At 66.6% G+C, this 23,523-nt stretch carries 20 protein-coding genes and 1 pseudogene; 14 read left to right on the forward strand and 7 right to left on the reverse strand.

All coding sequences use genetic code 11. The features are described 5' to 3' along the window. Window positions 1-54 precede the first annotated feature (54 nt). A complete protein-coding gene (locus tag ACZYZF_RS05530) occupies window positions 55-246 on the reverse strand; it encodes a hypothetical protein (protein WP_463834787.1) in 192 nt (63 codons plus the stop codon). Window positions 247-712: 466 nt separating this feature from the next. Between ACZYZF_RS05530 and ACZYZF_RS05535 the strand changes: the two genes are divergently transcribed. Then, window positions 713-1,081 carry a hypothetical protein gene (locus ACZYZF_RS05535; RefSeq protein WP_463834789.1) on the forward strand — a complete coding sequence of 123 codons (369 nt, stop codon included), beginning with the start codon at window positions 713-715 and terminating at the stop codon, window positions 1,079-1,081. Between the two features lie 116 nt (window positions 1,082-1,197). Continuing rightward, entirely contained in the window at window positions 1,198-1,935 is a 738-nt protein-coding gene (locus tag ACZYZF_RS05540; RefSeq protein ID WP_463834790.1) for a hypothetical protein, read from the forward strand. A 38-nt stretch (window positions 1,936-1,973) separates the two neighbouring features. On the opposite strand, the gene ACZYZF_RS05545 is transcribed toward ACZYZF_RS05540, so the two are convergent. Then, window positions 1,974-2,402 carry a PPOX class F420-dependent oxidoreductase gene (locus ACZYZF_RS05545; protein WP_463834791.1) on the reverse strand — a complete coding sequence of 143 codons (429 nt, stop codon included), beginning with the start codon at window positions 2,400-2,402 and terminating at the stop codon, window positions 1,974-1,976. Continuing rightward, on the reverse strand, window positions 2,399-2,869 hold the full coding sequence (locus ACZYZF_RS05550) for a MarR family winged helix-turn-helix transcriptional regulator (protein WP_463743159.1): 471 nt from the start codon (window positions 2,867-2,869) through the stop codon (window positions 2,399-2,401). Before ACZYZF_RS05550 ends, ACZYZF_RS05545 begins: the two co-directional genes overlap by 4 nt. Window positions 2,870-2,990: 121 nt before the next feature. Here ACZYZF_RS05550 and ACZYZF_RS05555 point away from each other — a divergent pair, with 121 nt between their 5' ends. Further along, the gene (locus ACZYZF_RS05555) at window positions 2,991-3,602 is read left to right on the forward strand and encodes a class I SAM-dependent methyltransferase (protein WP_463743158.1); all 612 of its coding nucleotides are present in this window, start codon (window positions 2,991-2,993) and stop codon (window positions 3,600-3,602) included. Here the strand turns inward: ACZYZF_RS05555 and ACZYZF_RS05560 are convergent. Continuing rightward, window positions 3,599-3,916: a GNAT family N-acetyltransferase gene (locus ACZYZF_RS05560; protein WP_463743157.1), complete on the reverse strand. Its 318-nt coding sequence runs from the start codon at window positions 3,914-3,916 to the stop codon at window positions 3,599-3,601. The genes ACZYZF_RS05555 and ACZYZF_RS05560 overlap by 4 nt on opposite strands. 34 nt (window positions 3,917-3,950) lie before the next feature. On the opposite strand from ACZYZF_RS05560, the gene ACZYZF_RS05565 reads away from it, so the two are divergent. The 3 genes and pseudogenes from ACZYZF_RS05565 to ACZYZF_RS05575 all read left to right on the forward strand — a co-directional run bounded on the left by ACZYZF_RS05565 (window position 3,951) and on the right by ACZYZF_RS05575 (window position 7,232). After that, a complete protein-coding gene (locus ACZYZF_RS05565; protein WP_463834793.1) occupies window positions 3,951-5,543 on the forward strand; it encodes an MFS transporter in 1,593 nt (530 codons plus the stop codon). Between the two features lie 54 nt (window positions 5,544-5,597). After that, window positions 5,598-6,294, forward strand: a pseudogene (locus ACZYZF_RS05570) (TetR/AcrR family transcriptional regulator). Beyond that, window positions 6,291-7,232: a R2-like ligand-binding oxidase gene (locus ACZYZF_RS05575; RefSeq protein ID WP_463743155.1), complete on the forward strand. Its 942-nt coding sequence runs from the start codon at window positions 6,291-6,293 to the stop codon at window positions 7,230-7,232. Before ACZYZF_RS05570 ends, ACZYZF_RS05575 begins: the two are co-directional and overlap by 4 nt. A gap of 280 nt (window positions 7,233-7,512) precedes the next feature. On the opposite strand, the gene ACZYZF_RS05580 is transcribed toward ACZYZF_RS05575, so the two are convergent. Both ACZYZF_RS05580 and ACZYZF_RS05585 read right to left on the reverse strand, forming a co-directional pair. Then, window positions 7,513-11,757 (reverse strand): alpha-(1->3)-arabinofuranosyltransferase domain-containing protein, encoded by a 4,245-nt coding sequence (locus tag ACZYZF_RS05580; protein ID WP_463835140.1) that lies wholly within the window; start codon window positions 11,755-11,757, stop codon window positions 7,513-7,515. Window positions 11,758-11,797: 40 nt separating this feature from the next. Beyond that, window positions 11,798-11,971: a DUF2613 domain-containing protein gene (locus tag ACZYZF_RS05585; protein ID WP_003881739.1), complete on the reverse strand. Its 174-nt coding sequence runs from the start codon at window positions 11,969-11,971 to the stop codon at window positions 11,798-11,800. Window positions 11,972-12,074: 103 nt separating this feature from the next. Between ACZYZF_RS05585 and ACZYZF_RS05590 the strand changes: the two genes are divergently transcribed. The 5 genes from ACZYZF_RS05590 (at window position 12,075) to ACZYZF_RS05610 (ending at window position 16,649) form a co-directional block, all read left to right on the forward strand. Next, entirely contained in the window at window positions 12,075-13,211 is a 1,137-nt protein-coding gene (locus tag ACZYZF_RS05590) for a glycoside hydrolase family 3 N-terminal domain-containing protein (protein ID WP_463834794.1), read from the forward strand. Between the two features lie 52 nt (window positions 13,212-13,263). After that, window positions 13,264-13,887, forward strand: a complete 624-nt coding sequence (locus tag ACZYZF_RS05595) for a TetR/AcrR family transcriptional regulator (protein ID WP_463743153.1) — start codon at window positions 13,264-13,266, stop codon at window positions 13,885-13,887. Between the two features lie 74 nt (window positions 13,888-13,961). Next, window positions 13,962-14,267, forward strand: a complete 306-nt coding sequence (locus ACZYZF_RS05600) for a hypothetical protein (protein ID WP_463834795.1) — start codon at window positions 13,962-13,964, stop codon at window positions 14,265-14,267. Between the two features lies 1 nt (window position 14,268). Further along, on the forward strand, window positions 14,269-16,143 hold the full coding sequence (locus tag ACZYZF_RS05605) for an alpha/beta hydrolase (RefSeq protein ID WP_463834796.1): 1,875 nt from the start codon (window positions 14,269-14,271) through the stop codon (window positions 16,141-16,143). Further along, window positions 16,140-16,649: a hypothetical protein gene (locus tag ACZYZF_RS05610; protein WP_463743150.1), complete on the forward strand. Its 510-nt coding sequence runs from the start codon at window positions 16,140-16,142 to the stop codon at window positions 16,647-16,649. Before ACZYZF_RS05605 ends, ACZYZF_RS05610 begins: the two co-directional genes overlap by 4 nt. Here the strand turns inward: ACZYZF_RS05610 and ACZYZF_RS05615 are convergent. Then, window positions 16,646-17,734 (reverse strand): methyltransferase, encoded by a 1,089-nt coding sequence (locus ACZYZF_RS05615; protein WP_463743149.1) that lies wholly within the window; start codon window positions 17,732-17,734, stop codon window positions 16,646-16,648. The two genes, ACZYZF_RS05610 and ACZYZF_RS05615, sit on opposite strands and share 4 nt — an antisense overlap. 144 nt (window positions 17,735-17,878) lie before the next feature. Between ACZYZF_RS05615 and ACZYZF_RS05620 the strand changes: the two genes are divergently transcribed. From ACZYZF_RS05620 to ACZYZF_RS05630, 3 genes are read left to right on the forward strand one after another with little or no spacing between them, the layout of a single operon-like run. Further along, window positions 17,879-19,354, forward strand: coding sequence for a DUF3375 domain-containing protein (locus ACZYZF_RS05620; protein ID WP_463834797.1), 1,476 nt, complete (start codon window positions 17,879-17,881; stop codon window positions 19,352-19,354). Further along, window positions 19,351-20,160, forward strand: coding sequence for a DUF4194 domain-containing protein (locus tag ACZYZF_RS05625; protein WP_463834798.1), 810 nt, complete (start codon window positions 19,351-19,353; stop codon window positions 20,158-20,160). The genes ACZYZF_RS05620 and ACZYZF_RS05625 overlap by 4 nt, the downstream gene beginning before the upstream one ends. After that, entirely contained in the window at window positions 20,153-23,515 is a 3,363-nt protein-coding gene (locus ACZYZF_RS05630) for an ATP-binding protein (RefSeq protein WP_463834799.1), read from the forward strand. Before ACZYZF_RS05625 ends, ACZYZF_RS05630 begins: the two co-directional genes overlap by 8 nt. Window positions 23,516-23,523 lie beyond the last annotated feature (8 nt).

A 23,523-nucleotide genomic window follows, 5' to 3' on the forward strand; every position in this document is an offset into this window, starting at 1 on the left:
CCGGTGTAGCGAGTTCGGCAGTTGAGCCAGATGAGCAGCGACGCCGGGCGGTGCTCACTTCTTCCCGTCGTCCTCGGCAGCGGGCTTCAAGAACGCGGCCAACGCACCACACCCTGCCGATACCGCGATGGCATTCCCAATATCCGCCAAACCCTCGGTGCTTCCGGTCACGGCGATCCCGTACGCGCACAAGCCCAGGTAGGCGAACGGGAATGCGATCACAAAGAATGCGGCGAAGAACTTCACAGTGCAACCTCCAACGATGTCAACGACGGGGCCCAGCTCGAAAGGGCCTTCACTAGTTCCTGGGAACTCGCGGCGATTTGTACAGGGTTGGGGGTGCAGAGCTCTTCCCTGCCCGGGCCAGCAGGTAGCCGCCGCAGCCCCAGGGCCAGCTCTCTCGCCGGCCCAGGATGGTGCAGGATCACAATCTGGGCCATCTTGAGATGGTCCAGGCGGACACGCTGTGTCGGCACCGCACCCTCAAGAAACACGATTTTTGACTTGTGACCAGCGAAATCGCCGGATTGGATGCCTGTCGACCGTGCAGGACCTGTATCGCTACGAAAACCCGGAACTCGCTTTTTCGCGGTTTCCCCAAAGCAACGATCTGGGTTTCTAGTTGCTTTTCGGTGGTTTTTTCCTACGATTGACGGTGTAGACCCTGTAAAAACAGGTTCGAGAAACCAGAATAAGTTTGGAGGTGATCACGATGGCTGTAGCGAATGGAACGACTATCCACCGCCGTGCGGTGAGTTTTGACCCGCCCGAGCTGGTGCGTGAACTTCTGGACCACCTGGGGCCCACCGTGGTGGCTGCCTTGGCGGGCGTGCGCGACCGCAAGCAGCCCTACAAGTGGGCCATCGACGGTGGCGCTACGCCCCGCGATGAGTCGCTGTCTCGACTGCAAGTGGCCTACCGCGTCTGGTGGACGATCGCCGAGGTCGACGGCGAGAAGATCGCCCGGTCGTGGTTCATCGGGGCCAACCCGCGCTTCGGGGAGCGGCCCCCGTATATGGCGATCCGCGAGGACCAATTCACCGAGGTCCTGGCAGCCGCCGAAGAGTTCGTCGACCGTTAGAAGTTCCCTGTAATCACCCTCCCTGCATGGCTACCATCAGATTTCTTAACTGAGGTAGCCGTGCAGGGGGTTGGTCGGTCGTGGCGCGTGACGTGCTGATTTGCAACACAACGAAATTGGCTTTGCTGCCGGCATCCCAGCAGATCGCCTATCGCCTGGCAGATCCGGACTACGGGCCTTTGATGCCCCGGCTACGGCCCACCGACCCCACCGACGATCGGCGCAAATGGCACCGGTACGACCTGGCCGGGGAGCGCACCATCTACGTGGCCTCCAGCCTGGAAGGCATGTACGCCGAGCTGATACAGCCGTTGAAGGAACCTGAACCGATCCCAGCGAGCGAGTTGTTCGACGATGCCGGCGAAGGCGAAACGGTCCAAGACCTCATCGCGCACGACTTCGCCGAGGACGGCAAGGAACCGCCGCACGAGATCGACCTGGACTGGCTGCTCAAGCAACGCCTCTACACGATGGTCCTGCCCTCCGTCGGCTGGTTGGTCGACGCCGAACACTCCAACACAATCGCTTACCTGCACCGCAACAAACCTGCCGCGCTTATCCAGAAGGGGCTGCAACAGGTGACCGTGGCCGAACTGCGCGGTGAAGACCGCTTCGTGACCAGCCACCTGGCCGAGACGATGGCCCAGCCCCAGCTGCAGGATGAGAGCCGCCCGATTGGACTGCTCTACGGCTCCAAACTGGGCAGCGACTGGGACTGCTGGACCTTGTGGTTGCGCGACGGGATCCACAACGCCATCAGCGTTGACGGCGGCCAACCCGTCCTGCACCCAGACGAAAATCCGGTACTGCTCAAAGTCCTTAGGAAGTACGGACTTTCAATACCGGGTATGTGACGCGGAGGCTCTTGCTGCTCACTCATCGGTCGCTCCGATCACTTTGAACATGCGTGCCGCCTGTGCGGGGATTCCGCCCAGTCCCTGGCGATGGTGCCCGCACCGTCGAGCCCCCAGCTGATGACGCGGCGCGGCACGATCCGGATGATGTCCCCGGACAGACCGCCATCGGTGGTGCCCGCGCCGGGCAGTGCCGTTGCGGTGCCACGGATTTCGATGCCGCGTGCCTCGGGTGGGCGCACCGAGAGCACCGTGTCGACGATGAAGGCCACCTGTGGGTTGGCGAGCACGTTGCGCCATTTTTGTGTCGATGCCAGGGCGTGGCCGACGATGTCGATGGTGGCGTCGCCGGGGCCGAGGTGGACCCCGACGGGGCGGATCTGCGGATCGCCGTTGCGGCCGACGGTACTCAGGCGTCCGATCGGTTGCCCGCGCAGGTAGGCCAGTTCGGCCGTGGTGAAGGTCATGGTGTCTGCTCTCTGTCATCGTGCTGTAGGTTGCCGCGAAGACGGCTGAATACCCGTTCGATGCAGTCGATTTCGTCGGGCCGGATGTGGTCGAAGAAAAGTTCGCGCACCGACTCGGTGTGCAGCGGTACGGCGTTGCGCAGGGCATCGGCGCCCGTTGCGGTCAGCACTGCGCGGTAACCCCTGCGGTCCTCGGGAACCGGTTCGCGCAGCACCAGACCGCGTTTGGCCATCGAGTTGATCTGGTAGGTGATCCTGCTGCGGGAGAACACCATCTTCTCGGCGAGTTCACTCATTCGCAGGCGGTGTTCGGGGGCGTCGGTCAGCAGCATCAGCAGGTGGTAGTCGATCAGGGTGAGGCCCGTGCCCTCCCGGAGGCGCTCGTCGAGCAACGTCTCCAGGCGCAGGCTGGACTCGATGTAGGGCCCCCATGCCCGCTCCTGCGCGGCGGACAGTGTGCGCGCCATGTTCCTCCTTCACGCAACGTGGTTCAGATTTGAATAGTGTGCAACATCGCCTTGCCGCTTGCCTGATCGCAGCCTACAGTCAATATAGTACAAATTTTAACTAAAAGAAGGGATGGATGACATGACACACGTCATCGATTGGGACGACGCCTACCGGCAGCAGACCCCGGCCTGGAGCATCGGCGCACCGCAGCCGGAGTATGCGGCGATCATCGACACCGACGGCGCGGTCCGAGGTGAGGTCCTCGACGCGGGATGCGGTCACGCCGAACTCGCGCTGGCGCTGGCCGCTCGCGGCCATTCGGTCGTCGGCCTGGATCTGAGCCCCACCGCCGTCGCGGCAGCCACCGAGGCGGCTCGGGAGCGGGGACTGGCCGACGTCACATTCGCGCAGGCAGACATCTCGTCGTTCACCGGATACGACGGGCGGTTCTCGACGATCTTCGACAGCGGCCTGCTGCACGCATTGCCTGCCGAACTCCGCGACGGCTATCTGCAGTCCGTCTACCGGGCGGCCGCCCCCGGCGCACGGCTCTACATTCTGGCCTTCGGTGCAGGCGCATTCGGTGACCATGACGGTCCCGGCCCGACGCAGTTCACCGAAGGGCAACTGCGCGAGGTGGTCTCACGGCACTGGGAGGTAGACGAGATCCGGCCGGCTCAGCTGCACGCCACCCTGCCCGAGGGCCGCACGCAGATGCCCGGTTTCCTGGTGACCGCGACGAAGGCCTAGTTGGCGGCTTCGACCACGGCCAGTACCTCGGGGGTGACGGGGTCGAGGATGTCGTCGAAGTCGTGGTGCTTCTGCACGTACTTCGCGACATACGGGCAGACCGCGACGATGCGCTTGCCGGCTCCGCGGGTATCGGTCAGTGCCGCGGAGACCAGCTCGCCCGCCAGGCCGCGGCCGCCGAACTCGTCGTCGATCTCGGTGTGGTAGAAAATGCGCTGGTCGCCGGAGTCGGCATAGGCCGTGAGGCCGGCATGTTTGCCGTCGACGGTGATCTCGTAATGGCGCGCTTCGGGAATGTTGCGGACTTCAGCCATGTCCCAACTATGCCCCAGTAGCACTGGCACGATCATGCAGATGGCTGTCACCGCAACGTCGACGTGGGCGCCGTTGGCATCACCGATCTACCGGGCGCTGTGGATCGCGCAATTCGTCTCCAACCTCGGGACGTGGATGCAGACGGTGGGCGCCCAGTGGATGCTGGTCGGAGATCCGCGCGCCCCGGTGCTGGTGCCGTTGGTGCAGACCGCCACCACGCTGCCGGTGATGCTGCTGGCGCTGCCGTCGGGCGTGCTCGCAGACCTCGTCGACCGCCGCAGGCTGCTGCTGGCGACTCAGGGCGCGATGGCGGCCGGCGTGGCTGCGCTGGCGACGCTGACCGGTGCCGGTCTGGCGACGCCGACGGTGTTGCTGATCCTGCTGTTCCTGATCGGCTGTGGGCAGGCGCTGACCGCTCCGGCCTGGCAGGCGATTCAACCGGATCTCGTTCCACGCGAACAGATTCCCGCGGCCGCCGCACTCGGCAGCATGAGTATGAACGGGGCCAGGGCGATCGGTCCGGCGATCGCCGGCGCACTGGTGTCGTTGTCCGGTCCGACGCTGGTGTTCACGCTCAACGCGGTTTCGTTCGCCGGGATCGTCGTGGTCCTGCTGTTGTGGCGCCGCCCGACCGCCGAACAGCTGTTGCCCGCCGAGCGGCCGCTGGCCGCACTGAGCGCCGGTGGCCGGTTCATCCGGAGGTCGCCGATCATCCGGCGGATCCTGCTGCGCGCGGTGTTGTTCATCGCGCCGGCCAGCGCGCTGTGGGGTCTGCTTGCCGTGATCGCCGAGCGTCAGCTGGGGTTGTCGTCGTCGGGATACGGGCTGCTGCTGGGAGCGCTGGGGGGCGGGGCGGTGCTCGGCGCGCTCGTCCTGGGCCGGCTGCAGTCGGTTTTCGGCCTGAACACCTTGCTGATCGTCGCGGCGCTCGGATTCGCCGGGGCCACTGCGGTTCTGGCGCTGGTCCACAACTTCGGCATCGTCCTGGCCGCGCTCGTCATCGGTGGCACGTCCTGGCTGCTGGCGCTCTCCACTCTCAACGCCTCGATGCAATTGAGCCTGCCCGCCTGGGTGCGGGCCCGCGGGCTGTCGGTGTACCAGTTGACCTTCATGGGCGGTCAGGCCATCGGTTCGCTGGTCTGGGGCCTGGTGGCCGGCGTGACCAGCACTGTCACAGCCCTGCTGATCAGTGCCGGGCTGCTGGGGTTGTGCGCGGTGTCGGCCTGGTGGTGGCCGTTGCACGCGCGCACCGGGGATCTCGACCTGACGCCGTCCGCGCATTGGCCCGAACCAGCGCTGGTGTTCGAGCCGGCGCCGCCCGATGGTCCCGTCCTGGTCCTGACCTCCTACCGGGTGGAACCCGAACACGAGGCCGAGTTCTTCGCTGCCATGGGCGTCCTCGGCCGGTCTCGGCAACGCACCGGGGCCACGCAGTGGCAGTTGTTCCGAAGTGCCGAGCGCGACGCGGTTTTTGTCGAGGCGTTCGTGGTGCGGTCCTGGGACGAGCACGTGCGACAGCACCGCACCCGCCTCACCGGCAATGACCTGCTCATCGAGCAGTCAGTGGAACGGTGGGTCGAGGGTGAGCCGGTCTCGCACCATCTGATCGCGGTGCGCACTCCTTGACTGTGAGCGCCATCACAGTAATATGACCAGTGGTCATCCAATCTGGAGGCGCTGATGCCAACGGTCACCTGGGCACGTGTCGATCCCGCTCGTCGGGCCGCGGTGATCGCGGCCGCCGAAGCGGAGTTCGGGGCGCACGGATACTCCCGCGGTAGCCTCAACGTCATCGCCCGTAAGGCCGGCGTCGCGAAAGGCAGCCTGTTCCAATACTTTGCGGACAAGCGTGACCTCTACGCCTTCATCGCCGACGTCGGCAGCCAGCGCGTGCGGTCTTACATGGAGGGCCGGATTCGCGAGCTCGACCCGAACCGCCCGTTCTTCGAATTCCTCCCGGTCCTGCTCGACGACTGGGTGGCTTATTTCGCCGATCACCCCAGGGAGCGGGCGCTGCACGCCGCCGCCAGCTTCGAGGTCGACGCCGACGCCCGGGTCAGCGTGCGCACCGTGGTCCATCGGCACTACCTCGATGTGCTCCGGCCCCTGGTGCGCGATGCCCAGACCCGTGGCGACCTGCGGGCAGACTGCGACGTCGACGCGTTGTTGTCCCTGTTGTTGATGATCTTCCCGCACCTGGCGCTCGCGCCGTACGTGCGTGGGATGGATCCGATCCTGGGCCTGGATGAGCCCAATCCTGAGCAGCCGGCACTCGCAGTACGACGACTCGTCGGAGTGTTGAAGGCCGCGTTCGCGGTACCCAATTCACCGGCGGCCACCGAAGCAGCGCACCAGATCTGAGGAGGCAATTCCATGAACCGGACACGTTTTGGCTCACTTGCGGCGGGCGGTCTCAACTGGGACAGCTTGCCGCTGAAGCTCTTTGCCGGGGGCAACGCGAAATTCTGGAACCCGGCCGACATCGACTTCTCCAGGGATCGGGCGGACTGGGAGGCGCTGACCGAGCGGGAACGCGAGTACGCCACCCGGCTGTGCGCGCAGTTCATCGCCGGTGAAGAGGCCGTCACCAACGACATCCAGCCGTTCCTGAGCGCGATGCGGGCGGAGGGGCGCCTCGGCGACGAAATGTATTTGACGCAGTTCGCTTTCGAGGAAGCCAAGCACACCCAGGTATTCCGGATGTGGCTGGACGCGGTGGGGGTGACCCAGGATCTGCACGGCTATTTCGACGAGCTGCCGGCTTACCGGCAGATTTTCTACGACGAGCTGCCGGAATCGCTGGAGAAGCTGATCGTCGATCCCTCGCCGGCCGCGCAGGTCCGCGCTTCGGTGGTCTACAACCACGTCGTCGAGGGCATGCTGGCGCTCACCGGCTACTTCGCCTGGCACCGGATCTGCGTGGGGCGCGGCATCCTTCCCGGGATGCAGGAGCTGGTTCGCCGCATAGGTGATGACGAGCGCCGCCACATGGCGTGGGGCACCTTCACCTGCCGCAGGCATGTCGCCGCCGACGACGCCAACTGGGCGGTATTCGAAACCCGGATGAACGAGCTCATCCCGCTGGCACTACGCCTCACCGAAGAGGGGTTCGCGCTGTATGCGCCCGACATCCCGTTCGGTCTGGTCGAGGACGAGTTCATGCAGTACTCCGCCGACAAGGGGATGCGCAGATTCGGCACCATCAGCAGTGCCCGCGGTCGTCCGCTGGCCGAGATCGACCTCGACTACTCGCCGCTGCAGTTGGAGGACACGTTCGCTGACGAAGACGAGCGGGCGTTGGCGACAGCCGGTTGACGGCTGCCGACAGTGCGGTGTCGGCGAACCCCTCTGTCGCCGACACCGCAGCCGTGCGCACTGCATAGTGCACAGCCGCGCGAACACAGCTAAGCCAGATGGCCGGGCTGCAAAACTGACTGCGTAGTTAATGCACTCAGTCCTGCACGATCCTGGTCCGCAACCTGTGATCCCCCATGTAGCAAAGGGCGTTCCGGGCGTGTGCCACGCGTGCCGGTACCGTAAGTACCGGATATGTGCGTTGTCAACTGCTGCGGCAAATGTTCCGCGTCGGTCCAGCTCAGTCCTGGTCGGTGGGCGCGGGTGCCGCCGGGGTGCCGGTCGCCTCGGATGTTCGTCGGGGGGTTCGCTCGAACGTGACCGTGGATGCCGCGACGAAGGTGACCGACAGCAACGCCAGCAGCTGCACCCACGGCGAATGTCCGACATAACCGTCGACCGAGCGCCAGGGGTACTGACTCAGCGTCGCACCGGCCAGCGTGAGCCCGCCCGCGGCGACGGCCACGGTCAGCTTCTCTTGCCAACCGTCGCGATCACGCAGTAGGTAGCGCACTCCCAGCGTGGCACTGGCGACCAGCAGTCCCGGCAGTCCGGAGATGGCCGTCCCCACGGCCAGAACCGCGGTCGCAACCACGTTCGGGGACGGTCGCCATGGCCGCACAGGCTCGAGATCCAGGTCGCGGCGCCGGGCCGGCCACAGTGCCAGTAGGGCCAGGACCGGTAGCAACGTGAGCCCGCCGATCAAACCCACACGGTAGGGACGGTTCGACGGGAAGGACAGCGTCACCGGCCCGTTCTTGCCGGCCGGGATCAACCAGCCCTGCTGCCAACCGTTGATCTTCACCGGCGGCAGCTCGGCGCCATCGGCGGTGCGCGCAATCCACCCCGGGTTCACGCTTTCGGGCACCACCAGGACCCTGGCCTTGCCTGATGCCGGCACCTCCATCTGGCGGCGGTCCGGTGACCAGACCGGCGCGTCGACGGGAGTTGTTGCGGCGGTGCGCAGTTGGGCGGCAGTCCGCGTGTTGAGCACGACACCGTCGACGACGAACGCGGCGCCGGGGCTGACCAGGAGTTCCTGTTCACCGGCAGGCAGGGCGATCGGACCGGTCCGGCATGGCTGGGCCGGAATCGGGTCGCCGTCGAGCAGCGCCCCCACAGTGGTGCGCACCGACATCTGGATGAACTGGCCGGCCACGCCGATGACGGGACCCTGCCCACACGGAAGTGAGACTGTCCGTTTGCGATTGGCTGCGGAGTCGGCGGCGGCGACGGGCTTGCCGTGGACGTCGAGGACGGTCAGTTCGGCCAGCCCGGGCGGCTTGAGCTGGTCGAAGCCCAGCGAGGTGCGGTCGATGATGTCGTTCCAGCCCAGCAGCGACACGGTGATGGTGTCGGTTACCCGCGGTTTGAGCTGCGCGGTCTGTGGCTCACCGTTGCCGGGAAGCTTGTGCACCTGCGGGCCGTCGCCCAGGTCGATCGAGACCAGCGTCGGGTGCGCGGGCGGTTCACTGGCGCCGGGATCGATCCGCAGCGCGCCCACCTCGGTCGGTGCAGGAAGTTTCAGCGTCAGCGTGGGTGGTGCCTTGAACTGAACAACGCGTTGCGGTGCGGTCCATGATGTGCGCGGGTCACCGTCGGTGGCGGCGAAGGACGAACCGAGCACGTCGATCGGGTCCGCGTCACCGGAAGCGCGGGTGGTTCCGGGTTGGGCGACCAGATCGGCGAGTTTGGGTCCCTGACGGGACCGGATCCACACCGTCGGCTCGACGTCGGTGGGCGTCGGCACCGTGAGTGTGCGGCTCATATTGACCGGATCCTCGGAGGCCAGCGCCAGCGCCGCCGCGCACCGGACCCCGGCCGGGCTGTCTGCGCACCCGGGCCTGCCCAGTAGTTCGGTTCCCAGATCCCATTGTGCGACATCCGAATCCGCCGGCGGTCCGGGGACTTCGACGGTGTGCCGCAAGTTGACGGGATGGGCGAATCCCGATGCGTCGTACTGGGTCACGGACAGATCGGTGATGCCGAACTGAACACCGGCAGAACCGTCGTTGGTGGCGACCGCGGTGACCCGCACCCATGGGGTCTCGCCGACCGGCAGTGGGATGGTCAACTGCTGGCCGGCGGTGTCGAAGCGCAGGCTGCTCGTGCCGGTCGCAGTGGCCACTTCGATGCGGCGAACCTGGGCGCCGACGGCCGTCGCGCTGGGGGTGATGGTCAGCGTGGCGTTGGTGACCGGGTGGTCGAAATCGACCTGCAACCATTGACCGACAGCGGCCTGCAGGGCGTTGGAAACCCACGACGTCGAACCGTCGCTGTCGACGGCCGCGGCGGGCCCGGTGGCCGGTGCGACGTTGGGCAGCGCGGTGGAGTCCGCCGCCGAACTCGACACCGATACCCGTCCGCCGTTCCACTTGCCGTAGACGGGCGTGGCCCCGTCCGACGGGTAGTCCGGGACGCGGTTGTGGGTGTGGCGGGCGTCGTCGGGGGTGCGGACCGCCGAGGCGTGGTCGTCGACGCGGCCGTAGTCGATCTCGCGCGCGGTCGGGGTGTCCGTGACGATCACCCCGGCGGATCCGTCCGGTTGCACCGGCAGGCCGGCCCGCTCGGCGTCGGCAGTCAGCAGCATCGGCCCCAGCGGGGGGCGGCCGGCCAGGCGGCGGCGTTCGTCGAGGCGCAGCAGCGCCTCGGGCGCGCCGGACACCCGGGCCATCGCGTCGGTGTCGACCAGATACGGTGCGGCCGGGTCGGTTCCACCGGTGTCCACCCGGTAGATCTCGACGGCCGGGTAACGCGGGCGCAGGCCGCTGTCGGCGACGAAGCCTTCCAGCGTTCCGGGCCCCGCCGACTCGCCGAACTCGGCCATCTTGGACAGTCCGGGAGACCCCTCTATCGACCGGTGCACCAGCACCGGCCGGGCCGACCGGGACACGTCGGGGTCCAGGTCGTTGCGCAGTACCACATACGAAATACCTTGCCGGGCAAGGGTATCGGCGAGACCGGCGGAGGGCCGGCCGGCGGCGAACAACCGCTGCACCGAATCCAGCGCGCGGATCGTCTCCGGCGGCGTCAGCGGGATCGAATCACGCACACCCCACGGACTCGAGCCGAGCACCTGCAACGGTTCGTCGTGGCTGTTGCCCCAGGTCTGGGTGGCGAACGGGGCGCCGGGTGCGACCAGGACCCGGCCCCGGTCGGTGTTGTGTTCGTCGAGCCAGTCCGCGGCATCGTGCCAGTACTGGGGGATCGCGGTGAAGGTTCCGGCGGGGGTGATCCGGCCGGTCCAGGCGAGCGAGGTACCTGCTGCCAGTGCGGCGAGCACCACGATCGCCACCGCGATGCGCTTGTCGCGTTCGGGCCGGGCGAAAGCCCGCACCCACACCGGCAGAGCCGCGGTGCCCGGCAACGGGATCCGGCCCAACAGGTGAGCCAGCCCCAGCGCCAACGGCAATCGCAGCACCGGATCGAGCTTGGCCAGGTTGCGCAGCGGTGTGCCCGTTCCGTCCAGGAAATCCTGAACGGCCGCCGCCACCGGGGAGCCCAGCCCTCCGGAATAGCCCAGGCCCAGCAGCACCACGCCGATCAACAACATGGTGATCAGGCGGCCCCGCGCAGGCATCGATCGCAGCGCCAGCCCGGCCAATCCGGCCGCCGCCACCAGTGCGGTGGCCAGCACCGCGACCGTGCTCGTCACCAGCGACGCCGCCGCGGTGGCGGTCGATGCGACGAACGGGGTCCAGGTATGAGTGCCGCGCAACATCTCGGTGAGCGACATCCACTGAGTGGTGACGCCAGAGGATTCGATGAAGTCCAGGAACGGCGGGCTGATCCGGCCGAGCATCACCAGTGCGACGACCCACCAGGCGACGGCCAATGCCGTGCAGCCGAACCACCACGCGGTGAATCGCCACCACAGCCGGTTCGGCCGGTGACAAGCCCACCAGATGATCGCGGCCAGGCAGCCGGTCAGCGTCGCGAAGGCGTTGACCGCACCCATCAGCGCCACGGCGCCCGCCGACCGGGCGGCCATGAGCCGCAGATTCCGGTCCGCCCGGAACGCCAGGATGATCGGCAACAGCACCCACGGCGCCAGCATCATCGGCAGCGTCTCCGACGAGATCGCGCCGAGGGTGGTCAGCACGCGCGGTGACAGCGTGAACGCGAGCGCACCCAGCATCCGCGAGCTGGTACTGCCGATGCCCAGTGCCTCGGCGACACGCAGAAAACCCCAGAAGCCGAGCGTCAGCAGCAGGGCCCACCACAAGCGCTGGGTCACCCAGCCGGGAATCCCCAGCAGATCGCCGGCCAGGAAGAACGCCCCGTGGGGAAAGAGGTAGCCGTAGGCCTGGTTCTGCGCCTGCCCGAACGGCAGGTCGCTGTTCCACAGATTGAAGGCGCGAGCCAGGAACCTCAGGGGATTCGCGGTGAGGTCCAGCTTCGTGTCGGGCGATATCTCTCCGGGCGACTGGGCGAAAGTCAGGAGCAGTGTCGCCGCGGCGACCACCCACAGCCAGCGCCGCGACAGTGGCGGGTCAGATGCCCGCCGCGTTAGCGGCACATCCAAGCTAGGACCGGTCGCCGTACTCGACCCTGTTGAGCACCGATGACGCCGGGTCGCCCGCTTGCAGCGGAGGCTTCGTGTCCTGCTGCACCATCAACGTCACACCGAAAACAGCAGCCGCACCCAACAGCAGGCCGACGACAATGCTGGCCGCGGAGGGTATGACGAACCGGTTCACCCGGCCAACCTAGCATGGCAACACCCCTGATCCGTGTGAGGTGGACGCCCGCCGACACGCAGAGAATCGATTACCGCTTGCTCAGCGGCTAAGGTCGGGCCCCATGGCTTCACCGCGTCTCGTCGCTACTTTCGCAGCCTTGTCCGGACTGTTGCTGGCCTGCTCCCCGAGCACCCCGGCACCGGAGTCCCCATCTTCGGACACGAAGCCGATGTCCACCCACGCGGCGATGCCTGCCGCACCGGTGTGTGACCTGGCGGCCCTGTCACCCCGCGACAAGCTGGCCCAGCTGCTGACCGTCGGCGTCAAGGATGCGGCCGACGCACGTTCGGTGGTGAGCAGCCAGCACGTGGGCGGCATCATGATCGGCAGCTGGACCGACCTGTCGATGCTCAACGACGGCTCGCTGCCCGACATCTCCGCCGCCGGCCCGCTTCCACTTGCGGTCAGCGTGGACGAGGAAGGCGGTCGGGTGTCCCGGTTGTCCTCGCTGATCGGTGAGCAGCCGTCGGCGCGGGTGCTGGCGCAGACCAAATCTGCCGATGAGGTGTACGGCGTCGCCCTGGAGCGCGGGAAGAAGATGCGTGGCCTCGGCATCACCGTCGACTTCGCGCCCGTCGTCGATATCACCTCCGATCCCGACGACACCGTCATCGGCGACCGGTCCTTCGGGGATGACCCGGCCAAGGTCACCGAGTACGCCGGTGCCTACGCCCGCGGACTGCGGGACGCCGGGATCCTCCCGGTTCTCAAGCACTTCCCCGGCCACGGCCACGGCTCGGGTGATTCACACACCGGCTCGGTGACCACCCCGCCATTGGAGGACCTCAAGGCCAACGACCTGGTGCCCTACGCCACCCTGACCACGCAGGCTCCGGTGGCCGTCATGCTCGGGCACCTGGAGGTGCCCGGCCTGACCGGTACCGATCCGGCCAGCCTCAGCCCCGCCGCATATGAGCTGTTGCGTTCGGGTGGATACGGCGGCCCGGGCTTCAACGGTCTGGTCTACACCGACGACCTGTCCAGCATGGCCGCGATCAACCAGCGCTACGGAGTGGCTGCAGCCGTGCTCAAGGCCTTCCAGGCCGGGGCCGACAACGCGTTGTGGATCACCACCGATGAGGTGCCCGCCGTGCTGGACGGCCTGGAGAAAGCACTGGCCGACGGCCAACTCAACCAGGCCGCCGTGGACGCGGCCGTGCAGCGCAATGTCGACGCCAAAGGCGGGGTGCACTGCTAGCAGCTCGCTGAGCTGCTGCCCTGACCGTCAACCGGACGCTTATCCTGTTCGGATGGCAGGTGGAACCAAGCGGCTGCCGCGGGCTGTGCGTGAACAGCAGATGCTCGACGCCGCGGTGCAGATTTTCTCGGTCAACGGCTATCACGAGACGTCGATGGACGCGATCGCCGCCGAGGCCGAGATCTCCAAGCCGATGCTGTACCTCTACTACGGCTCCAAAGAGGAATTGTTCGGCGCCTGCCTCGACCGTGAGCTGACCCGGTTCGTGGACGTGGTGCGCGGAGAGATCGACTTCACCCAGAGCCCCAAGGACCTGCTGCGCAGCGCGGTGCTGGCCTTCCTCAACTACATCGACGCCAACCGGGCGTCCTGGATGGTGCTCTATACCCAGGCCACCAGCTCGCAGGCGTTCGCCCACACGGTCCGCGAGGGCCGCGACCGGATCATCGACCTGGTTGCTCGGCTGCTCAGTACCGGTACGCGTAATCCTCAGCCCGACAGCGACTTCGAGATGATGGCGGTGGCGCTCGTGGGTGCCGGTGAGGCGATCGCGAGCCGGGTGAGCACCGGGGATGCCGACGTCAATGAGGCCGCCGAATTGATGATCAACCTGTTCTGGCGCGGACTGAAGGGCACGCCGTCGGACGCGGGCACGCCGACGGTCACGGCAGGCTAGTCGCCGTTGCCTGCGCGCTCGGCGCCTCACAATTGGTGTCCGGACACCCCTGCTGAGGGCAGTACGCTCCCGGAATGGGTTCCGAGCTGAAAGTTGCTCCGGCCGTGTTGCGGTCGGCCGCTGCCGCTGAGACTGCGGTCGGTGGGGCCGTCACCGGGCTGCAGGTCGGGCAGCCACTGACTGCGGCGGCAGCGGCGATGCCGGACCTGCAGAGCGGTGCGGCCTGCGGCCAGGCCTCCTCGATCGTGGAGAGCGCCGCCACCGCCGTCGGTGGCGAAATCAATGCGCATGCAGGCAAATTGACCGATGCGGCCAATGCCTATCAGCGCACCGATGAGGAGTCTGCACGTCGGCTGAATTCAGCGCTGCCCCCGGGTTGACATGCCGGTTTCGATCTCTCAGGTGGAGGCCTCCCATCCGGAGGCACTGGTGCGGAGTGGCGCCGACATCGGTACCCGGGCAGCCACTCTGGCCGCCCAGATGGACCAGCAGCGGGCCACCATCGACCAACTGCGCGCCTCGTGGACGGGCACCTCGGCCGATGCCGCCATCGCCGGTGCCATCGCGTCATTGCAACGCATGCAGCAGCTCCATGACTGTCTGTCCGCGCTGCGCTCGGCCTTGCAGGACGGCGGTGGCGAACTGGTGCAACAGCGCGGCCGCATCGTGGGCACCGTCGACAAGCTGAAGGGGCAGGGTTGGCAGGTCGCCGACGACGGAACGGTGTCGGTCCGTCCGGGCAGCGTGCTCGATTTCTACGCGAAGCTGAGTCCGGTGAACCGGATGCTGCTGCGGGCGATGGCCGCACAGGCGTCGGCGCAACTGAAGACGATGTTGGCGCAGTTCGAGACCACCGACACCAAGGTCGGACAACAGGTACGGGACGCTGTAGCGGCGCTCAGCACGCCGGATCCCAAGCAGGCGCCCGATCCGAACAGCCCGAAGGCACTGGTCGAGCGGCTGGCCGGGATGACGCCCGACGAGCGGGCCGCATTCCTGGCAGGGCTGAGCCCGGAAACCCTGCACGAGATGATGCTCGCCGACCCGCAGGTGATGGGCAACACCGACGGTGTGCCGTTCGATACGAGGATCGACGCCAACAACATCAACATTCGCAACGCATTGGATGAGGAGCTGAGAAAGCCGTCACCCGATGAGGCCCGGGTCAAGCAGTTGCAGGCCATGCTCACCCCGATCGAATTTCCGCCCGGTAGTGGGCGGAAGGTGCCGCGAAAGTTCGTCGGATTCTCGACCGAGGGCAATGGCCGGATGATCGAGATGATCGGCGACATCAAGCCCGGTATCAAGGGTGTCGGGGTGGTGGTCCCCGGCACGGGCTCCAACCTGAACGGCAGCGGCTCGAACCACAATGCGGCGGTGGCTTTGGCAGATCAATCGGAATCGCCTGTCTTCCTGTACATGGGCGACGACTTCCCCCAAGATCTGATGAGCGACGCGACGGACCCCGCGTACGCTGCGTCGATGGCTCCCAAGCTGGTCTCGTTCGGTCACGAGATCGACCGGGAGGTGGGTGCGGGGGCGCCCGGCACACCGGTCACCTATATCGGCCATTCCTACGGCGGCGCGATCGTCGGGACCGCCGAGCAGATGGGGTTGCGCGCCGACCGCATCCTGCACGCCTCGTCGGCGGGCACCGGCATTCTCACGGGCGAATACACCAACCCTAATCCGGACGTTCAGCGTTATTCGATGACCGCGCCGGGAGATCCGATCGGGCCGGTCCAGTCGCTGCCCCGTGACGCCAGCGATCAAGACTGGATCAACTCGATACCCGGGATTCCGCACACCGTCGACGGGCAGGTGGGCAATCCGCTGGGGGGCCTGCCCTCGGCGACCGACCCCGACAAGATTCCTGGTGTCACCCGACTGGACACCGGGTACTACGGGCTCGGGGGTGGGCACCACGGCGAGGTGATCGTGGGGCAGAACGCACACGGGGAATACTGGAACGACCCCAAATCCGACGCGTTCAAAAATATGGTCGCCGTCATCAGTGGCGGTGAGGCCACCGGCTATGTCGAGCGCGGGATCGAGACCAACTATATGGATATCGATATGGGTGATGACGGGAACTTCCGGGCCGAGGCGTCGGATACGGCACGAGGGTTCGGCGCACCCAAAATTCCGGAGCTGCCCTGGGATGATGACGGATCCTACGAACGGCGGCAGCATCCGTGGGACAATCCGCGAGTGACGGACAATCCCGGCAAGGGGCCACGGGTGCAGGTGAAATGAGATATCTCGCAACGCTTTTGCTGGCTCTGGTCGTGATGATCACCACTTCGTGCGGGCCTGCCCACAAGGATGATCCGCACAACGACGATGAGGCGACGATGGAACCCATCACCTTGACTGTCACCGAAGCCGCCAAGGCGGTGGCCGGCTATGTGTCGATGATCGTCGGCAAGCCGATCGATCCCGATCCCGCCTACGCGGCCCTGCACGGGTGCCGCACCAATGCGGGGATGATGCCGGACGGGCCGCCCTGGCGGGTGTACCGCAATGCCTCGATTCCCGATCCCGCACCCGAACTCGTCCAGGCCGCCCTCACCCGTATCGACACCCTGCGCGATGAGGGGTTCGAACCCATCCCGTGGACCCGCCCAGAGCCGGAACCGCCGAACAGCAAAGCCTACGAGGACAGTCGCGGGTACAGCGTCTCGGTACAGGCTGAAGTCAGTCCGGCCGGGACCTACAGACTCGACGTGTCCGCGACCTCGCCGTGTGCGAATGAGGATTAGACCGCCGTACCCTCCACCAGGCTGAAGGGGGAAGCCGTCTGGACCACCCTGGTGAGCCGGAACCCGGCCTGCTCGTAGAGCTTTCGGTAACCGTCCGCGCCGCGTTCCCGGGCCGCGATGCCGATCAGCATCTCCATATCGGTCCACTTGCCGATGAACGCGCGGTCATCATCGGGGATCACTCCCTCGACCAGCAGCAGCGTTGCGCCAGGGGCAGCGGCCGCGCGCACATTGCGCAGGATCGTCACCGCCTCGTCGTCGGGCCAGTCGTGGATGATGTTCTTCAGCACGTAGGCATCGGCGCCGGCCGGGACGCTGTCGAAGAACGACCCGGGAACCACCTGAACCCGATCGGTCACCTCGTACTTGGCCAACATCTCCGGCGCCCCGTCGACCACCTGCGGCAGGTCGTAGAGCACCCCGCGGGCAGCCGGGGCGGCGGCCAGCACAGCGGCCAACAGCCGGCCGTGCCCACCGCCGACATCGGCGATCGTGCCGAACCGGGTGAAGTCATAGGCCGCCACCACCGGGGCGATGGCCAGTTCGGAGATGCTGGTCATGGCGTCGTTGAAAATCGCGCCGAGTTCCGGCTCGGAACCCATGTAGTCGAACGCCCCTTTGCCGCGCAGCTTGGGGATGACGGCCTCACCGGTGCGGACGGCATCGGCGAGGTGGCTCCAGTGCTCGCGGTGCTGCTGTGAGCCGACGAATTTCGCCATGCCCGCGATCGAGACCGGCGCATCTTTGCGCAGGGTGTCGGCGAGGGGGTTCAGCGCGTAGCGTCCGTCGCGGGTGCGGCGGAAGACGCCTTCGCTGACCAGGGCTCGCATCAGCCGGTCCAGGGTGTCGGGGTTTGCCTCGACCCGGCGCGCCAGCTCGTCGGGACGCAGCGGTCCATCGGCCAGCGCGTCGGCCACTCCGAGCTGTGCGGCGGCCGTTATGCCCTGGGCGACCCAGGCGCCCAGGATCATCTCCAGCATCGCCGCGGGCGGCGGTGCCGCGCGTCGATACAGCCGGTGCAGATGATGGCGGACGCGTTCGACCACGCGGACCAAACGAGCGGGCGGCACCTTGGCTGGAGTCACCGGATGACTCTAGGGCAGGGTGAGCGAGGCGTAGGTCACAACGGCCGGGCTCGATGGTGAACAGCAAACCGAACTGGCGTCGGAGCCTGTCGCGTCGGCCGCCTAGAGTGGTGCGAATGTTCATCGCGACCGAAGAGCCCGGTAATGCCTGACGCAGGCACCGGTGGCTCGTCGCTGGACCAGCTTTACCAGCTCAATCGCGAGGTGGCCGAATCACGCTCGGCCCGGCTGCTGGTGACGAACAACCTGGCCACCTATCTCACGCTGATGGAACGCCACCTGGACCGGGGCGCCAAACTCACCGAGATCGACCTGGTGATCCGGCTTGAACGCGACCTGGCCGCCCTCGGCTCCGAGACCGAGCAGTCGGGCCTGGCCCTCATCAAGTACTGGGCCAGCCAGGGCTGGCTGCACCGGATCACCGAGCAGTCCGGCGAGGCCGAACGCAACGTGTGCTACCTGACCTACGAGGCCCGGGCCGTGGTGGATTTCGCCCGTCGCATGCGCCGTGAGGACACGATTGCGACGGGCGGCTCGATCACCGGTATCGCGGCCGGTCTGCACCGGGTGGCGGGTCAGGTCAGCAACGACCCGGACCGTATCCGCGCCGACATCGAAGCCGAGATCGCCAAGCTGCGTGACGAATTGGATGCTCTCGAGCAGGGGCAGCGGCCCGATCCCGACCTGGTCGACGTCGAGGACGAGGCACGGGCCATCGCCTTGCAGATGGAGCAGATCGTCTCCGACATCGGGCAGTACGGCGCCATGCTCAACCGCATCACCACCCGGCTGCTGGATGCCTCCGCCGACACCGATCTCGGTTACCGGGAGCGCCAGCGTCAGTTGTTCGACGACTACGAGTCGTTGTTCGCCTCTCGTGAGAGCGCCTCCTACACGGCCTTCACCCGGATGATCCAGGATCCCGAGCAGCGGGCCGCGCTGGTGACCGACATCGAGGCGGTGACCCGTGAGCTGCCGCATCTGGACCCGGACCTGCGCGAGGTGATGACGGGGTTCTTCAGCCTGGTGTCGGCGCAGACGGCCGAGGTGGGGCGGACCCGGCAGCGTTGCGCGCGTCGGATCAAGCGCTTCGTCGCCTCCGGCACGCTGGAGCACAGTCGCGGCGTCACCCGTCAGCTCAACGATGCACTGGCCAGTGCCCACGAACTCCTCAGCATCTCGCTGGCCGACAGCCGGATCGGCGTCGAGGTGCCGCTGGTCCGCACCGATCTCAATTCGATTGGCGCCGTGGCCTTCAAGATTCGTGACGCGATCCCGCCGTCGCAGGCCGAGTCCTCGGAAGGAGAGGTGAACCTGTCGGCGTTCTCGGCATTGGCATCCCAGGTCGACGCCGCGGAACTGGCCGAATTGATCAACGGCGCGGTGGCGGCCGGGCCGGTGTCGCTGCCCGACGCGATCGGCATGCTGGACTCGGCGTATCTCGGGCATGTGATCGTGCTGTGGTCCTGGGCGCTCAAGCAGCACACCGAGGACGGCGCCGAAGCTGGTTCTTCAGTCCGGGTGCGCTTCCGGTCCCTGGAGGGCGCCGACCGCGAAATCGAAATCCCCCGACTGGTTTTCACCGAGCCGATCCCTACTGCCAGTGAGAGCATGCTATGACCGACACCCCCGATACCGCGCCGGTCTCAGATGCCGTGCCGGTCTCAGATGCCGTGCCGGTCTCAGATGCGGCGATCGACTTCGACGCCCTGCCCAGCATCGACGCCGTCGAACGGTCCACGGATCAGCGCCGCGCGCCCCGCTTCGACGGGGACGTCAGTGAGCTGCCGGACCGGGCCTGCTGGGCGCTCCAGCACCTGCTGTCGCGACGTTACGTCAGCAAGGACAACCATTCGGAGCTGTGGTCGTGGGTCACCCGGTATCGCGCCGAGCTCACCGTGCGGCTCTCGGAACTCGATATGCGGCTGTGCATCTCGGACGATCACGACATCGCCTACGTCGAACAGGCCGACTACGAATCGCAGTGGCGGCGCCGGTTGCTGCGCCGTGAGACTCTCAACACCTACGACTCGATCCTGGCCCTGCACCTGGCCAAGCTGATGCGGGCGGCGACGCGCGACGAGAACGTGCTGATCAGTCGCGACGAGATCCACGAGCTGTTCGCCGGGGTGAACAACGACACCGACCGGGATACGGCCTCGTTCGACAAGCGGATCGACAACGCGATCGAGCGGCTCACCGACATCGACATGCTGGCCCGCAACCGCGAGGACGAGGACAGCTTCACCATCAGCCCGGTGGTCAACGCGATCATGACGGCCTCGATGATCACCGAACTGCAACAGCAGTTCGAGCAGCTGAAGCGGGTCGCGAGCGGCACAGTCGGCGATCCCGACGATTCGGGTGACGCCGACGGCGCTGATCCAGCCAAACGACTTGACGACGATGTGGACGCTCATGGCTGAACCGACCAACCAGTTCTCGCTGTCCCGCCTGCAGGTCATCAACTGGGGCGTGTTCGATGGGTATCACTCGATCCCGTTCAACCAGCACGGCACGCTGATCACCGGTTCTTCGGGCAGTGGCAAATCCTCACTGCTGGATGCGATTTCGTTGGCCTTCCTGCCGTCGCACCGACGCAACTTCAACGCCTCCGGTGATACCACTGCCGCGGGCGCGGGCACCGGAAAGCGCACCGTGGACAAGTACGTCCGCGGCGCATGGGGTGAGCGACGCGAGGGCACGAGCCGCCAGATCATGTACCTGCGCGGGACGGGCCCGGCCTGGTCGGCGGTCGCCGTCACCTACTGCGACCGCACCGGGCGATCGGTCACCGGGCTGGTGCTCAAATGGCTTGCCGCCGAGAAGACCTCGGATCCGGGCAGCCGGTACTACCTGATCGACGCCGACCGCGACATCTTCGACCTGTGCAACCGGTGGGCGGCCAACGGCTACGACGCCGCGGTGTTCCGTGACGACGGCTGGACCGGTGGCCGTAGTGAGAGCCAGTACCTGGCCCAGCTGTACTCGAGCATAGGCATCCGGGCCTCGGAGGCCGCCCAGCAGTTGCTGGGCAAGGCAAAATCGCTGAAAAGCGTTGGTGGTCTCGAACAGTTCGTCCGCGAGTTCATGCTCGACGAGCCCGCCAGCCTCAGCGGTGTGGAAGAGGCCCTGGAGCAGATCAACCCGCTGGTCGAGGCCCGCGGCCTGCTCGACGTGGCCCGGCGCAAGCGCAACACATTGGGCAATATCGCCGCGGTACAGGCACGGTACGCCGACGAGGCGGCCAAGTTCGGGGTGATCGACACCATCGACAACGCGATGGTGCGCGACTACGTCGACCACCGCCGGCTGGCCCAGGCCGGCCCGGAGATCGACAATCTGGACGACCAGATCACGCAGCTCGGTGCCCAGCGCGACGAGTTCGGTTCACAGCAGCGTCAGTTCAAGAACGAGCACAACTCTCTCATGGCGCAGACCAACACCGTCACCGTGGATCTCGTGCCACTGCAACAACGCCTGACCGAGGCTGAACGGGTCAGCGAGGAGGTGTCGCGCCGGCGCAGCGGCTACGAGGACAAGGTCACCGCTCTGGGATTGACCCCGCCGGACAACGGTGAGGAATTCTGGTCGCTGCGTGAGACTTTGATGGAGGAGGCCGACCGGCTGCACCGGGAGTTGTTCACCGGTAACCAGCCTTACGTCGAGGCGTCGGCGAAAGAAGTGCGGGCCCGTGAGGCGCGCGAGAGTATCGAATCTGAGTTGGAGCGGGTGCAGCGACTGGGGTCCCCGCTGCCGCGGACCGAGTACGAGATGCGGGCGCGCATCGCCCGGGCCCTCGACATCTCCGAGCGTGATCTGGTCTATGTGGCTGAGCTGATGGAGCTCAAGCCCGACGAGTCGCGGTGGCGGCTGGCCGTCGAAAAGGTATTGCGCGGGGCCGGATTACGCTTGCTGGTCCCTGATATCCACATGGAGCGCGCGCTGCGCTTCGTCAACGAGAACGACATGCGTGGGCGGATCCAGTTGCAGCATGTCCAACACGGATCGCAGTTGCGTACCCCGCCGCCGCACACCCTTGCCACCAAACTCCAGCTCGCCGACCCGACGCATGACAGTGCGGTTGAGGCGCTCAACGTGATCGCGGCGGTCGGTGACTACGTGTGTGTCGACGGGCCGGGGGAGTTCACCGAGCAGTCCCGTGCTGTCACCGACCAGGGTCTGCGCAAGGACAGCGGGCGGCTCTCGATCAAGGACGACCGGTCTCGGCTACGACCTTCGGATTACATCTTCCTCGGCGGTACCGCGGCCAAAATCGAAGCACTGCAAGATGATCTGGCTGCCGCCCAGGACGTGTACCAGGTGGCGCGTACGGCGCGTGAGCGTCTTGACGAGCACCGCGGCCAGCTGCAGTCCCGGGAACGGGCCTGCCGGGCACTGTGCGACCAGTTCATGCAGTGGAGCGATATCGACACCGATTCGGTGGACGGGATGCTGGAGCGCCTGCAGGGGGAACACGATCTGCTGGTCTCCGACAACCCCGACGCCGAACGGCTGCAACAACGGGCCGACGAATGCTGGGAGCGGGTCGAGAAGGTCATCCAGCAGATCGGCTCGCTCAACGAACGTGAGACCACGCTGGACCGCAGGCGGACCGCGCTGCTGGAACTCAGCGAGGTGCTCACCGAGCGGCTCGGCTCCGAGCTACTCCCGCAGCATGCCCGCGACACCATCGATGGCTACGCCGCCGATATCGCCCTGACCCTTGAGCTTCTCGACTCCGAGCCGTACCGGGCCGAGCTGACCCGTGTCATCAGTCGCGAGCGGGACCGGCTGCGAGCGGACCGCAACCGGTCGCACGACGAGTTGGCCGGCATCATGGCCGCCTACGACAGCTCGTTCCCCGACGCCATCCCCAACGACAGTGATGTGTTCGACGAGCGGGTCCACGACTATGTGGCGCTGTGCCGTCGGATCGACGAACGCGAGTTGCCCGACGCCTACGAGCGCATGCAGCGGCTGATCACCGAACAGGCACCGGGCGCGATCCTGAATCTGCACATGATCGCCGACAACGAGGCGCGGCGGATCACCGAACAGATCGCCCGGGTCAACACCGGCCTGGGAGCCGTGGAGTTCAACCGCGGCACTCGGCTGACGCTGCACGCCGGAACCCGGCATCTGGCGGCGGTCGACGAACTCAACGAGAAGGCCCAGCGCATCTCGTCGCGGGTGTCACTGGTGAGCTTCGGCGACGAGACCGCGATGTTCGAGCAGTACACCGACATCCTGCAGCTGCGAAAGCTGTTGGCCGGCAACACTCCCGAGGACCGGCAATGGACGCGTGATGCGCTGGATGTGCGCAACCGGTTCGTGCTGTACTGCGAGGAGCGCGACGCCGAAACCGGCGAGGTGATCCGGACCTACAGCAACTCCGGCGACAACTCCGGCGGTGAGCAGGAGAAGCTCATGGCCTTCTGCCTGGCCGGGGCGCTGAGCTTCAACCTGGCCAGCCCCGACAGTGACGACACCAGGCCGCTGTTCGCCCAGCTCATGCTCGACGAGGCGTTCTCCAAGTCGGATCCGCAGTTCGCCCAGCAGGCGTTGTCGGCTTTCCGCAAGTTCGGTTTCCAGTTGGTGATCGTGTCGACCGTGCAGAACAGCACGACCATCCAGCCCTACATCGACAACGTCGTGATGGTGTCCAAGTCCGACGCGTCGGCGCCCAATGCCCGGCCGGTCGCCTCCGTCACCTCGGCCTCGATCTCAGAATTCGCCGAACTGCGAAAGACTTCGGGCGACGCCGTACCGACCGCGTAGTTCGAGCG

This window comes from Mycobacterium sp. IDUB_24 (assembly GCF_055419385.1).